Annotated in this window: 10 protein-coding genes; 3 read left to right on the top strand and 7 right to left on the bottom strand. The window is 62.3% G+C overall.

The window, feature by feature from the left end:
- The 4 genes from HX792_RS27285 to HX792_RS27270 all read right to left on the bottom strand — a co-directional run.
- On the bottom strand, window positions 1-3,635 hold a 3,635-nt coding region (locus HX792_RS27285; RefSeq protein WP_176998990.1), incomplete at its 3' end, for a transporter substrate-binding domain-containing protein.
- Entirely contained in the window at window positions 3,636-4,262 is a 627-nt protein-coding gene (locus HX792_RS27280) for a response regulator transcription factor (protein ID WP_176998989.1), read from the bottom strand.
- A gap of 63 nt (window positions 4,263-4,325) precedes the next feature.
- The gene (locus tag HX792_RS27275) at window positions 4,326-5,111 is read right to left on the bottom strand and encodes an EAL domain-containing protein (RefSeq protein WP_176998988.1); all 786 of its coding nucleotides are present in this window, start codon (window positions 5,109-5,111) and stop codon (window positions 4,326-4,328) included.
- Between the two features lie 107 nt (window positions 5,112-5,218).
- Complete coding sequence (locus tag HX792_RS27270) at window positions 5,219-6,217, bottom strand: bile acid:sodium symporter family protein (RefSeq protein ID WP_176998987.1); 999 nt, start codon at window positions 6,215-6,217, stop codon at window positions 5,219-5,221.
- An 85-nt stretch (window positions 6,218-6,302) separates the two neighbouring features.
- Here HX792_RS27270 and HX792_RS27265 point away from each other — a divergent pair, with 85 nt between their 5' ends.
- Window positions 6,303-7,091: a helix-turn-helix domain-containing protein gene (locus tag HX792_RS27265; RefSeq protein WP_176998986.1), complete on the top strand. Its 789-nt coding sequence runs from the start codon at window positions 6,303-6,305 to the stop codon at window positions 7,089-7,091.
- A 3-nt stretch (window positions 7,092-7,094) separates the two neighbouring features.
- Here the strand turns inward: HX792_RS27265 and HX792_RS27260 are convergent, their stop codons facing one another.
- Window positions 7,095-7,565 (bottom strand): Lrp/AsnC family transcriptional regulator, encoded by a 471-nt coding sequence (locus tag HX792_RS27260; RefSeq protein WP_176998985.1) that lies wholly within the window; start codon window positions 7,563-7,565, stop codon window positions 7,095-7,097.
- Window positions 7,566-7,688: 123 nt separating this feature from the next.
- On the opposite strand from HX792_RS27260, the gene HX792_RS27255 reads away from it, so the two are divergent.
- Together HX792_RS27255 and HX792_RS27250 are read left to right on the top strand one after the other, a co-directional pair.
- Window positions 7,689-8,933 (top strand): methionine gamma-lyase, encoded by a 1,245-nt coding sequence (locus tag HX792_RS27255; protein WP_176998984.1) that lies wholly within the window; start codon window positions 7,689-7,691, stop codon window positions 8,931-8,933.
- Window positions 8,934-9,160: 227 nt separating this feature from the next.
- Window positions 9,161-9,832, top strand: coding sequence for a response regulator transcription factor (locus HX792_RS27250; RefSeq protein ID WP_176998983.1), 672 nt, complete (start codon window positions 9,161-9,163; stop codon window positions 9,830-9,832).
- Between the two features lie 131 nt (window positions 9,833-9,963).
- Here HX792_RS27250 and HX792_RS27245 read toward each other — a convergent pair whose 3' ends face one another.
- The gene (locus HX792_RS27245) at window positions 9,964-11,922 is read right to left on the bottom strand and encodes a MacB family efflux pump subunit (RefSeq protein ID WP_176998982.1); all 1,959 of its coding nucleotides are present in this window, start codon (window positions 11,920-11,922) and stop codon (window positions 9,964-9,966) included.
- A 3-nt stretch (window positions 11,923-11,925) separates the two neighbouring features.
- Entirely contained in the window at window positions 11,926-13,077 is a 1,152-nt protein-coding gene (gene macA, locus HX792_RS27240) for a macrolide transporter subunit MacA (RefSeq protein ID WP_176998981.1), read from the bottom strand.
- Window positions 13,078-13,835 lie beyond the last annotated feature (758 nt).

Raw genomic sequence — 13,835 nt, 5'->3', positions numbered from 1 at the left:
CGCTCACTACAAGCCAGGTAGGTGTCGAGGTGGTGTTCGAGTTGTTCCATGGCTTGTTGCAGGGCGTCGACGGCGTCGGTCAGTACGGCCGAATTGAGCCCTTCGCAGGCGGTTTCCAAGGCTTCGCAGGCCTGGATCAGGCGTTGTGCCTTGATGATCCGCGCGCCGCCCTTGACCCGGTGCGCCAGGTCGGACAGGCCGGTGACGTCGTGCTGGGTGAACAGCTGCATCAGGCGTGACATGTCCTGCTGGTTGCTGGTGGCCAGATCGTGCAGCAGGCTTCTGATGGAGGCCTCGTCGCCCCGGCTGAGTTGTTCCAGGCTGGTGAGGTCGATATCGTCCGGCAAGACCTCAACCGGCGTCGGTACGCTCTCCGGGGTCAAGGAGGTCAGGCGTGCACTGAGGTCCTGCAGGCTGATGGGCTTGAACAGGCAATCATCCATGCCGGCCTTCACGCAGCGATCTTTTTCTTCAGGTTGGGCATTGGCGGTCAGGCCGAGGATCAGCCCGGGTTGCAGGCCCCGGGTGCGCTCTTCGTCGCGGATCGCCCGGGCCAGTTCATAGCCATTCATCAACGGCATATTGCAGTCGGTGATCACCACGTCGAAATGCTCCGCACGCCAGGCCCGCAAGCCATGGGCGCCGTCCTCGGCATCCACCACGCGGTGGCCGAGGTAATGCAATTGCTGGGTGAGCAACAGACGGTTGGCCGGGTAATCGTCGATCACCAGCACCTTCAATGCCTGGGACGCCGGCATCTGCACCGGCTCGGCAGCCGGCGCATGTTCCAGCGCCGCCAGGGTGGGCAGGCTGGCGCGCATTTCCACTTGGGTGCCCTGCCCCAGCACACTGTGCAGCACCAGGGTGCCGCCCATCATTTCGCACAATGTGCGGCTGATCATCAGGCCCAGGCCAGAGCCGCCACGCGCCGACTGCCCATGGTTGCTGGCCTGGGCAAACGGGCTGAACAGACGCTGCTGGTCTTCGCTGGAAATGCCGCTGCCGGTGTCTTCCACCCGCAGGCAGATCGCCAGGCGCTCATCATCGGCGGCAGGTTCGGCGCTGACCCGCAGGCGCACCTGGCCTTGGCCGGTGAACTTGATCGCATTGCTCAACAGGTTGGACGCAATCTGCTTGAAGCGCAGCGGGTCCACCAGCACCTCACGGTTGATACTGGCATCCAGGTCGAGGATCAACTGCAGCTGTTTCTGCCGCGCCAACCCTTCGAAAATCCGCGCCACCGACTCCACCAGTTCACGCAGGTTGGCGCGCTCCGGTGCCAGGGACAGGCGGCCGGATTCGATGCGCGCGATGTCGAGAATATCGCCGATCAGGTCCAACAGGCCGCGAGCTGCGCCCGACGCCACTTCGATGGAGAAACGGTCGGTGACGCCCTGGTCGGCCTTTTTCATCGCCAGTTCGAGCATGCCGATAATCGCGTTCATCGGCGTGCGAATTTCATGGCTCATGGTCGCCAGGAACGTGGTCTTGGCCCGGTTGGCCGCGTCGGCACCTTCCTTGGCTTCACGCAGGGCTTCAAGCAGGTGCTGGCGTTCGCTGATGTCGATCCAGCCGCCGATCATGCCGCTGACTTCACCGTCACTGCCGCGATACGGCAGCATCCAGTGGTAAATGGTCAACACGTTGTCCGGCCCCATGGTCAGGCGGCGGTCCTGCACCCGGGGTACCCCGTCGGCCATCACCTGCAAATAGTCTTCGTGGTAGGCGGCGGCTTCGTCGGCGCGCTTGAGCACGCCTTCGACTACCGTCTTGCCAAGCACGGCGTCACGCTCCACGCCGAACACATCCAGGTAGCCGCTGTTGCAGATGCGCAACCGCCCTTCACGGTCACGCACATAAATAGGATGCGGCGTGCCGTCGATCAATACGCGCATGAACTCCATCTGGTCGTTCAAGGCGATCTGTGCCTGCTTGCGCTGGCGCATCAACATGCGCAGGTAGGCGATCCAGCCGAACGCCACCAACAGCAAGACTGCGGCAACGGCAAAGCCTTGCAGGATCAGGGCACGGTTGCGCAGCCAGTAGCTGTCATCCACAGCAATTTCACTGCGCCAGCGGTTGGTGACTTCGTCCATCTCCTCCGGCGGAATGCTCAGCAGTGCCTTCTCCAGGATCGAATACAGCTCCAGCGCACCACGCGAGGTGGCGAACGCAACCCGCGCCGATTCGGTGCCGACCGTGGTGGTGATGCGCAAACGGTCGCGGTACTGGCGCGAGATCATGTAGCGCGCCGTGATCAACGAATTGACCGCCGCATCGGCCTCCCCGTTGGCCACCTGGGCCATGGCCTGCTGGGCGTTCTGCGCGTTGACCAGGGTGATGTTCGGGTACTGATCCAGCAACTGGTCGCGCACCGGGTTGCCGGTGATCACGGCCAGGCGCTTGCCGGCCATGTCATCCAGGGTGGCCGGGCTGTTCGGGCCGGTGCGGCTGACCAGCACGTAAGGGGTGCTCAAGTAAGGCCGTGTGAAGCGCATCTGGCTTTCACGGGATTGGCTGGGGGTGACGGTAATCAACAGGTCGGCTTTGTCCGTGCGGATCTGCTCGATCATGCCCGCCACCGACTGCGTGTTGCGCACGTCGAACTTCAAGCCGGTGCGCAGCGCGACCTTGGCCAGCACATCGGCGCTGATGCCACGGAACTCGCCGTCTTCGTTGAAAAACGAGAACGGCACGAAGCTGTCGTCGACCGACACCCTCACATGAGCGTGCGCGGCCATCCAGCGCAGCTCGCTGGCACTGAAGTTCAGTGCAGTCCGCCCCGGCATGCTGCCGCCACCCGCGCTCCAGCGGCGCAGGATGGTCATGCGCTCGCCCTGGGGGATCGCCGCCAGCGCGGTGTTGATGATGTGCAACAGACGGGTGTTGGCCTGCGCCACCGCAAAGGAGAAGTTGCTGACCTCCATCCGCGAGAAGTCGGCCAGTTGCACGTTGTTCAAGTAGTTCTTGTTGATCAGGTACTGGGCGCTGATGGAGTCGCCCAGGTACACGTCGGCATTGCCGAAGGCCACGGCGCCGATCGCACTCAACGTCGAGGGATAGAGTTGCAAGGTGGCCTTGGGGTAGAACGCCTCGACTTCCTGCGGCGGCAGGTAGTGGTAGAGCATCGCGATCTTCTTGCCGGCCAGGTCCTCAGTCAGGGTCTGGCTGTTGGCGACCTGGGTGACCAGGGTTGGCTGGTCCTCGGCATAGGACGTCGACATCAGCAGGTCGTGGTCGGCCTGCTCAAAACCATTGGCAGTGCCGAGAAAGTCCACTTCGCCGCGCTTGAGCGCCTCGATCACATCGGCCCGGGAGGCAAAGCGGCGCACTTCCACCGGGGTGCGCAACAGTTCGCTGAGCAGCTTGGCGTAGTCGGCGGTGATGCCTTCGTAATCGCGGCCGTTGGTGGTCATGCCAAACGGCGAGTAATCCGGGGCGGACGCGCCCAGCACCAGGGCGCCCTTTGCGCGCAGCCAGCTCCAGTCCTGCTCGGCGAGCGAGACGGCGTACTCCGACACATGGGAACGGCCCAGGACCTGATAGGTGTCAGCCGGCGCGGCCGCCAGCACGGCGCCGTTCAGGGTGCCAGCGAGCAGTGCGCCCATCAGCCATTTGCGCGAGGAAGTGTTCATTCAGACCAGGTTATTGCGCTTGGCGAAATCGGCCAGGTACACCACCGACTTGACCTTGAGCTTCTCGATCAGGCGGGTCTTGTAGGTGCTGATGGTCTTGTTGCTCAGCAGCATCGCATCGCCGATTTCCTTGTTGCTCAGGCCATTGGACAGCTGCTGCAAGATGGTCAGTTCGCGGTCGGACAGGCTCTGGATCAATTCCAGGTCGGTGGTTTCAGCGTCACTGCGGCGTACCGAGCTGTGGGCCAGGTTGGGGAAGAATGTGTAGCCGCCCATGACCGCCTTGATCGCCTTGATCAGCTCATCCAGGTCGTTGGTCTTGGAGATATACCCCGCCGCGCCGGCCTTCATGCAGCGCATGGAATAGAACAGCGGCGACTGCGAGGTCAGCACCAAAATCTTGCACCGCAGGCCCAGGGCGCAAATGCGCGCGATCACTTCCAGGCCGTCGAGCTTGGGCATGGCGATATCCAGCACGATCAGTTCAGGCTCGTGTTCACGGGCCAACTGCACCGCATCGGCGCCGTTGTCGGCCTCGGCCACGACCTCAAAGCCTTCCTGCTTGAGGAGCATCTTCACCGAGGAGCGAATAAACGGATGATCATCCACGACTAAAGCTTTAAACATAACAACCCCTGTGAGACACGCCGCCACAAAATACACGAGCGCGACCTGAGTGTAGGAAATTTCTTAGAGCTTTGAATAGCCCGATGCCTGCGCTTCCAGCCAGGGCAGCAAACGGTAGCCCGCCATGGGCCGGGCCAGGTAAAAACCCTGGCCCAGTTCACAGCCCAGGGCCAGCACACCGTCGCGGATCTGCGGGTCGCTGACCCCCTCGATCACCAGGCTCATGCCCAGGAACCGCGAGAGTGCAAGGGTGCTGCTGACCATGCTGGGGCTATGGCGTACAAAGCCGCCGTCCAGCTTGAGCTGGTTGAAAGGCAGTTGGCAGAGCAGCTTGAGGGACGTAAAACCGTTGCCGAAGTCGTCGATCGCCAAGCCACAGCCCAACATGCGCAGGCGCAGCAGGTTTTCCTGGACCGCTGGCGAGGCGTTCAGCAAACCGTTTTCGGCAAACTCGAATACCAGGGAAGCGCCGGAAAAACCGTGCTGCCCAAGGGCCCACTGAATGTGGGCGACCAAAGCACCACTGAGCAATTGCGACGCGTGCAGGTTGAACGCCAGCTCCAACTGCATGGCCTGGCGGCGCAACACGCCGAGCAGGCTGAGGCCTTGCTCGAGCAATTGCTTGAACATGTCGTCGATCAGGTCATAGGCCAGCACAGCGGCCAGGAAGTCTTCGGGCAACAGCACGCCCCGCGCCGGGTGCTCCCAACGCACCAAGGCCTCCACGCCCGCCAGTTGGCCGGTGTGCATGAAGAACTTGGGTTGGAACCAGGCGCGAAATTCACCCAAGGCCAGGCCACGCTGGATCTCCAGCTCACTGGGCAAGGGTTTGACGGGGGAAGAGGCCATGCTTACCAACCACTTTGCGGGTGCGAATGGGGTAATAGTGGCTGGGAATAGTCTTGATCTATAAGGGAAACTTCCCACCTATACGTAGGAAATTTCCCAGGAGAGGATTAAGGATCGACCTGCGCCATCAGCTCTGGAATCGACTCCGGGCGCTTGGCATAGCGCTGCGCCAGGGCGGCGCAGACCATCAGCTGGATCTGGTGGAACAGCATCAGCGGCAGAATCAACACGCCCATGGTCGCCCCGGCAAACAGCACCTGGGCCATCGGCACACCGGTCGCCAGGCTCTTCTTCGAGCCACAGAACAGGATGGTGATACGGTCTTCCTGGTTAAAGCCGAAGGCCTTGCCCAGCAGCGTGGACGCCACCAGTACCAGGGCCAGCAACACGCAGCACGCCACCACCAGGCCACCCAGTTCCCACAGCGGGATCTGGTGCCAGATGCCTTCGTTGACGGCCTCGCTGAACGCGCCGTACACCACCAGCAGGATCGAACCCTGGTCGACGAATTTCAGCCAGGCCTTGTTGCGGCCGACCCACTCGCCGATCCAGCGACGGGCGATCTGCCCGGCAATAAAGGGCAGCAGCAGTTGCACGCTGATTTTCAGGATCGCATCGACGGTCGAGCCACCATCGCCATGCACATTGAGCAGCAGCGTGACGAGCAACGGCGTCAGGAAAATCCCGAACAGGCTGGAGGCCGCTGCGCTGCAGATCGCGGCCGGGATATTGCCCCGCGCCAGGGAGGTAAAGGCAATCGCCGATTGCACCGTGGCCGGCAACGCGCACAGGTACAACATGCCCATGTACAGGTCTTTGCCGATCAGCGGCGACAGCACCGGTTTGAGCGCCAGGCCCAGCAGCGGGAACAGCACAAAGGTCAGGCTGAACACCAGCAGGTGCAGGCGCCAGTGGCCGGCACCGGCCACGATGGCCTGGCGCGACAGCTTGGCGCCGTGCAGGAAAAACAGCAGCGCGATGGCCAGGTTGGTGACCCAGCCGAAGGCCACGGCGGTCTGGCCGCTGGCGGGCAGCAGGGAGGCGAGGATCACCGTGGCAATCAGCGTCAGGGTGAAGTTGTCAGGCAGAAAACGCGGGCGGGTCATAAGCAAATCTTCCAGGGGTTGCCAAGAGCATCCTCGCGACTCTAACGTAACGGCTTGTTACCGACTAACGCCAATGAGCCAGTAAATGCCGCCTAAAGGACATGACAAGACCGTCCGCCGCACGGTGCCCGGGCTTTCCAGCCTGCCACGCCCGGTGTATGGGCGCACCGAATCGCTGCCCAACCGGGCGCTGACCCGTCGGCACAGCCACCCGTGGGTGCAATTGTCCTACGCGATTTCCGGGGTGCTGGAGATTCAGACCAGCGTCGGCCGCTTCGTCGCGCCGCCCCAGCGCGCGGTGTGGATCCCCGCAGGCGTGCCGCACCGGGTGTTCAGTTCGCCGCACACCGAAATGCGCAGCCTGTACCTCGATTGCAGCGTGACCACCTGGGCGGCCGAACGCTGCCATGTACTGGAAGTGAGCAGCCTGTTGCGCGAGTTGATCCGCAGTTTCAGCGAGTTGCCGGTGGAGTATGCCGAAGACGGACCCGACGGGCGCCTGGCCCAGGTGGTGCTGGACCAACTGGCGGCCGCCCCTCAGGTCGACCTGATGCTGCCCTTGCCGCTGGATCCGCGTCTGCGCCAGATCTACCGGAGTTTGAATGCCCACCCGGAGCAGCAAACGACGTTAGGCCAGTGGAGCCAGAAGCTGGGGGTGAGTGAGAAGACCCTGAGCCGCCTGTTTTTAAGGGATACCGGCCTGACGTTTCGTGCCTGGCGCCAGCGCCTGCGTCTATTGAGCACCCTGCCCGCCCTAGAACAAGGCGAGCGTGTCACGGATGTGGCGCTGGGTTGCGGGTATGAATCGACATCGGCGTTTATCAATGCATTTCGCCAGCAGTTCGAGACGACGCCGGGGGAGTTCTTTCGCTGAGCGTCATCCCGGCAACGGGATCACGCGCAAGGGTCGGACGGATTTGTAGGAAAAGCTCGAATAGATCTCCTTGACGCACGGCAGGGTCTGCAACACCTCGCGGGCAAACTCGCCAAACGACTCCAGGTCCCTGGCCACCACTTCGAGCAAAAAGTCATAGCGCCCCGACACGTTGTGGCACGCCACGATCTCCGGAATCTCGAGCAGCCGCTGCTCGAACTTGCGGGCGATTTCCTGGGTATGGCTTTCCATCATGATGCTGACAAACGCGGTCACCCCATACCCCAGGGCTTTGGGCGACAGGATCGCCTGATAACCGCTGATCACCCCGCTCTCTTCCAGGTTCCTCACCCGGCGCCAGCACGGCGATGTGGTCAGGGAAACGCGGTCGGCCAGTTCGGCCACGGTGAGGCGAGCATTGCCCTGCAGGGCGTTTAACAGGGCTTTGTCGGTGCGGTCCAGACTCACGGGCATAACGTGCCTCTATTCATTGTTTTTATAGGAGATTCAACCCAGGACGCGGGATTTATGCGCATTTTTTGCAACGTTCATCTCTGGTTATGAGCATAGCATTGTAGGAAATAAGGAGCGTCCGACATGAACAATAAACACAATGCATTCGGCTTTTCCACCCGCGCCATCCACCACGGCTACGACCCCAAGGACCACCACGGCGCGCTCGTCCCGCCCACCTACCTGTCGGCAACCTTTGCCTTCCCCACCGCCGAATACGGCGCGGCGTGTTTTGCCGGCGAGGCCAACGGGCACTTCTATACGCGCATTTCCAATCCGACCCTGGCGCTGCTGGAATCACGCATGGCCACCCTGGAAAACGGCGAGGCCGCGGTGGCGTTCAGCTCCGGGATGGGCGCCATCGCCGCCACGTTCTGGACCCTGCTGCGCCCGGGCGACGAGGTGATCGTCAGCCAGACGCTGTACGGCTGCACCTTCGCGCTGCTGCACCACGGCATTGGCGAATTCGGTATCAAGGTGCGCCACATTGACCTCACAGACCCGCAGGCATTGCGTGCCGCGCTCTCCCCCGCCACGCGCATGATCTATTGCGAAACCCCGGCCAACCCCAACCTGCAACTGGTGGACATTGCCGCCGTGGCCGACATCGCCCACACGCACGGCAACATCACGCTGGTGGTCGACAACACCTATTGCACCCCTTACCTGCAACGCCCCCTGGACCTGGGCGCAGATGTGGTGGTGCACTCGGCCACCAAATACCTCAGCGGCCATGGCGATATCACCGCGGGCATCGCCGTGAGCAGCCATGCGCTGGCCCAGCGTATCCGCCTGCAAGGGCTCAAGGACCTGACCGGCGCCGTGATGTCGCCGCAGGATGCGTCGTTGTTGATGCGCGGGCTAAAGACCCTGGCCCTGCGCATGGACCGCCATTGCAGCAACGCCCTGGCCGTGGCCGAAGCGCTGCAGGCGCACCCGGCTGTGGTCAGCGTCACTTACCCCGGCCTGCGCTCCTTCCCACAGTACGAATTGGCGACGCGGCAAATGAGCCAATCGGGCGGCATGATCGCCTTCGAACTCAAGGGCGGGATCGACACTGGCCGACGCTTCATGAACGCACTCAAGCTGTTCACCCGCGCGGTCAGCCTGGGGGATGCCGAATCCCTGGCCCAGCACCCGGCCAGCATGACTCATTCCACCTACACGCCCGAGGAACGGGCGGCCCATGGCATCAGTGAAGGCCTGGTGCGCCTGTCGGTGGGGCTGGAAGATGTCGCCGATTTGCTGGCGGACGTGCAGCAAGCACTGGCCAAGTGCACACGCACAACCCCGCGTCATGCCGCGATGGTTGCTCACGCTGTCAGATAAGGCTCAAGCACGGCACTTTCCCACAACGGTGGTCGGACAGGTCCGACCACCGTTTTGTGTTTTTAATGTCGACTTTTTACAGATTGGATCCCCATCCTTTCGCCAGGCTGTACTAGCATACGTTCCGACGGGACGCATTATCACTGTGGGTTATTCGCACTTGTTACCTTCTTAATCCCCGTCGCTATATAGCCGAATGCCTGCACCTGAAACTCATGGACGAATTGATGAACTCACACCTGTTCCCACATATAGGCAAGGTCATCGCCAGCACCGGCAGTCGCCATTTCCCACGCATGCTGCACGACCTCATCCTCACCCAACTGGCAGTGGACGCCACGCATATCTCGCAACTACGGGTGAGTTCCGAAGGGCAATTGCGCCGCAAGATCAGCCCCGTGTACACCGATTCCATGACCGCGCTGGGGGAAGAACAGCCCGCGGCACAACTGCACCTGACGCGGCGCAAAGACGACATGCGCTATGTGCTGTCGGTGTACCGCGCGAGCCAGTCCGACAGTTTTTCGCCACAGGAACGCAGCATGTTGCAGGACTTTTCCTCGCTGTTGCTGCCCATGGTGGAAAAACACATCGCCGCCATCCAGCCGTGCCGCACCGACAGCGAACTGCAGGTACCGCAAAGCCAGGGCATCGACACCCTGCGCCGGCGCATTGAAGAACGCCTGGTGCAATCGGGGCTGACCTTGTCCAACCGCGAACTGGAAGTGTGCGTCGGCCTGCTGGCCGGGCGTACCGCGCCGGAATTGGCGGAGCAACTGGCGTTGAAGGTCAACACCATCGAAAGCTACCTCAAGCGCGCATCGATCAAGCTGGGGATCAGCGGGCGGCATTCGTTGTTGCGGTGGATGTATGCCACTGAAGAAACCACAGCACTTTAAGGCACCGCTGAACAAATGTGGGAGCTGGCTTGCCTGCGATGGCGGTGGGTCAGCTACCCTTGGGTTGACTGTTACACCGCCATCGCAGGCAAGCCAGCTCCCACATTTTGACCTTCACCGTTCGTGAAGCATCAATCCCGGGCCAATGCCTCGATGGGGTCCAGGCGTGCGGCGTTTCGTGCCGGTACAAAGCCGAACACAATGCCGATCATCGTCGAACAGGCGAACGCCGTGACGATCGAGCCCAGGGAGAACACCATTTCCCATTCCTTCACGAACAACGAAAACAGATAGCCAATGGCAAATGACAGCGAGATGCCGATCATTCCGCCGATCAGGCACACCATCACCGCTTCCACCAAAAACTGCTGACGGATATCTGACTGCCGCGCGCCCACCGCCATGCGGATACCGATCTCGCGGGTGCGCTCGGTCACCGACACCAGCATGATGTTCATCACCCCAATGCCCCCCACCAACAACGAAATCACCGCAATCAACGACAACAGCAACGCCAGCGAACGGCTGGTTTTCTGCACCGTCTGCATGATGCTGTCGAGGTTATTGGTGAAGAAGTCCTTGGTGCCGTGGCGTTGCAGCATCAGCTTGTTGACGTTGTCTTCCACCACCTTGCTCGGTTGGCCGTCCTTGATGCGCACGGTGATGCTGTCCAGGTGGCGTTGCCCCAGCAGCCGCCCCGCTGCGGTTTCATAGGGCACCCACACGTTCAGCGCCTTGCTCGCGGCGAACATGTTTTTGTTGTCGGCCGTCACCCCGATCACCGTGCACGGCAGGTTCCCCACCAGGATCACCTGGCCGAGGGGGTCGATGTTCGGCCCGAACAGGCGCTGGCGGGTGTTGTGGTCGATCACCACCACCTGGGCCTGGCGCCGCGCATCGCTTTCGCTGAAGGCAATGCCTGCCTCGAGCTTCAAGCCCTTGACCTTGAAGTAGCGGTCGCTCACGCCGTTGACCTGCGCATCCAGGTCGATGTTGCCAAAGCGCAGCAACAGGTTGCGGCCCACCACCGGCGTGGCGCTGTCGACGTAATACAGCTGGTTCAACGCCTCCACATCCGACGGCATCAACGTCTCGATGGCCGAGGCACGGCTGTCGCCAAAACTGGTGCCGGAAAAGATGTCGATGGTGTTGCTGCCGATCGCCTGGATGTCCTTGAGCACATAGCGCTTGGCCCCTTCGCCGATGGCCGAGATCGACACCACCGAGGTGATGCCGATGACGATTCCGAGCATGGTCAGCAGCGTGCGCATGCGGTGGGACACCAGCGCGACCCAAGCCATGTTGAACGCTTCCTTGAACAACCCCAGGCTGGCCACCAAACGCCGGGCACCGCTGCGCTTGGGCTCGATGGGCGCCTCAGTGTTCAGCTCCAGCCCGACGCTGTCGTTGGCCTTGTCACTGACGATCTCACCGTCGCACACCTCGACAATGCGCTGGGCATTGGCGGCCACCTTGGGGTCGTGGGTGACGATGATCACCGTGTGCCCGGCCGCGTGCAGTTCGGCGAGGATACGCATCACCTCCTTGCCGCTGTGGGTATCGAGGGCGCCGGTGGGCTCATCGGCCAGGATCACTTCCCCGCCATTCATCAAGGCCCGGGCAATACTCACTCGCTGTTGCTGCCCGCCTGACAACTGGCTGGGCCGGTGGGTGGTGTGCCCCGCCAGGCCCAGGCGCGCCAGCAGCTCGCGCGCGCGGCTGTGGCGCGCGGTTTCCGGCGTGCCGGCGTAGATCGCCGGCATTTCCACGTTGTGCAAGGCACTCAAGTGCGCCAGCAGGTGGTAGCGCTGGAAGATAAAACCGAAGTAGTCGCGGCGCAGTTCCGCCAGTTGTTCATCACCCAGGGAACGGGTTTCGATGCCGTTGATCTTGTAGCTGCCGGCCGTGGCGTAATCCAGGCCGCCGAGGATGTTCATCAGGGTGGACTTGCCCGACCCCGAGGCGCCGATGATCGCGACCATCTCCCCGGCCTGGATCGTCAGGTCGATGCCCTTGAGCGCAATGAACTCGCGCTCGCCGGCCATGAAACTGCGGGTGATGCCCTTGAGTTCCAACAGTGGCTGGGTCATCGATCAATTCCCCGCCACAGCCGGCGTGGCGTCGCCGATCACCACCTTGTCGCCTTCGGCCAAGCCTTCGAGCACCTGCACCTTGACGTTGTTATTGATGCCGGTTTTCACCTCCCGCGACACCGCCTTGCCCTTGGCGTCGAGCACCCGCACCGAGTAAGTGCCATCGTTGTTGCGCGGCCCCAGCGCCGCCACCGGCACCATCAGCGCCGCCTGGGCGGTGTCGAGCACGATACGCACCTGCGCGGTCATGGCGATGCGCAGGCGATGGTCGGGGTTGGGCACGTCAAACAGCGCGTTGTAGAACACCGCTGTGTTTTGCTTGGGGGTGCCAGCGGGCTGGGTTTCAAGGAAGTTCTGCGGTGCCGGTTCGGTGCCGCGCAGCTTGGCGTAATAGCGCTTGTCCGCCTCGCCGAGGATGGTGAAGTACACCTGCTGGCCCGGGCTGATGTGAATCACATCGGCCTCGGAGACCTGGGCCTTGACGGTCATGGTGTCCAGGTCTGCCAGCTTGAGCAGCACCGGCGCCAGTTGGCTGGCGATCACGGTCTGGCCTTCCTGGGTGACGATGCCTACCACGTCGCCGTCGATGGGCGCGACGATGCGGGTGTAGGCCAGGTTGACCTTGGCGGTGTCGATCTGGATGTGGGCGCTTTTGATCTGTGCGTCCAGGGACAGCAGGTTGGCCTGTTGCACCTGGTAGGTGGACTCGGCGTCTTCGAAGTCCTGGCGTGAGACCGATTCGTCGATTTGCAGGCCTTTGTAGCGTTCGTACACGGACTTGGCTTGCTTGAGCTGGGCGGCCGTGGCGCGGCGTTGGGCCTGGAGGTTTTCTTCGTCGACCTGGGCCTTGCGCAGGGTGTTTTGCAGGATCAAGGGGTCGATTTCGGCGAGCCATTGGCCCTTCTTGACCTTGTCGCCGACTTTGACTTTGAGGGATTTGAGCTGGCCGGAGACTTGGGCGCCGACGTCGACCTGTTTGATGCCTTCGAGCAGGCCGGTGGCCAGGACGGCGTTTTCGATGTCACCGCGTTCGGCGGTGGCGGTGAGGTATTGGGGGGCGTCGGCGGGGGCTTGGACGGTGTAAATGAGTAGGCCGATGGCTACGGCTAATACCGTTAGCATTCCCAGCTTGCGTAACTTTGACTTTTCCATAGATGGCCTTTGATCGGGTACATATCCGTTGTTTGGGTAACGGCTGAAATGGGTTCCGCCCTTACGGCGGGTCACTTTTGGAAAAGAGNNATCCCAGGCAGAACGCGGCGCCCTCAGGTTCATCGCCGGCAAGCTGGCTCCTACAGGTGATGCAGATGCGGATTCGTGTACACCCCGCACCGTAGGAGCCGGCTTGCCGGCGATGGTCGTTAACGAAGACGCAAAACTCCAGGCAGAACGCGGCGCCCTCGGGTTCATCGCCGGCAAGCCGGCTCCTACAGGTGATGCAGATGCGGATTCGTGTACACCCCGCACCGTAGGAGCCGGCTTGCCGGCGATGGTCGTTAACGGAGACGCGAAATCCCAGGCAGAACGCGGCGCCATCCGGTACATCGCCGGCAAGCCGGCTCCTACAAGTGATGCGAATTCGCGTACACCCCGAACTGTAGGAGCCGGCTTGCCGGCGATGGTCGTTAACGATGACGCGAAACCCCGGGCAGAACGCGGCGCCCTCGGGTTCATCGCCGGCAAGCCGGCTCCTACAAGTGATGCAAATTCGCGTACACCCCGCACCGTAGGAGCCGGCTTGCCGGCGATGGTCGTTAACGGAGACGCGAAACTCCAGGCAGAACGCGGCGCCCTCGGGTTCATCGCCGGCAAGCCGGCTCCTACAGGACCGCGTAACCACGATGCGAAGCGAGTCGCTCTTGCTCTGGCTTTTGATCTTTGGCGCCCCGTAAAACCACGCTGGCCGAACG

The organism is Pseudomonas sp. B6002, from assembly GCF_013385985.1.
Classification (GTDB): domain Bacteria; phylum Pseudomonadota; class Gammaproteobacteria; order Pseudomonadales; family Pseudomonadaceae; genus Aquipseudomonas.
The sequence above is the reverse complement of the archived record's forward strand: the minus strand, read 5'-3'. Positions and strand labels throughout refer to the sequence as shown.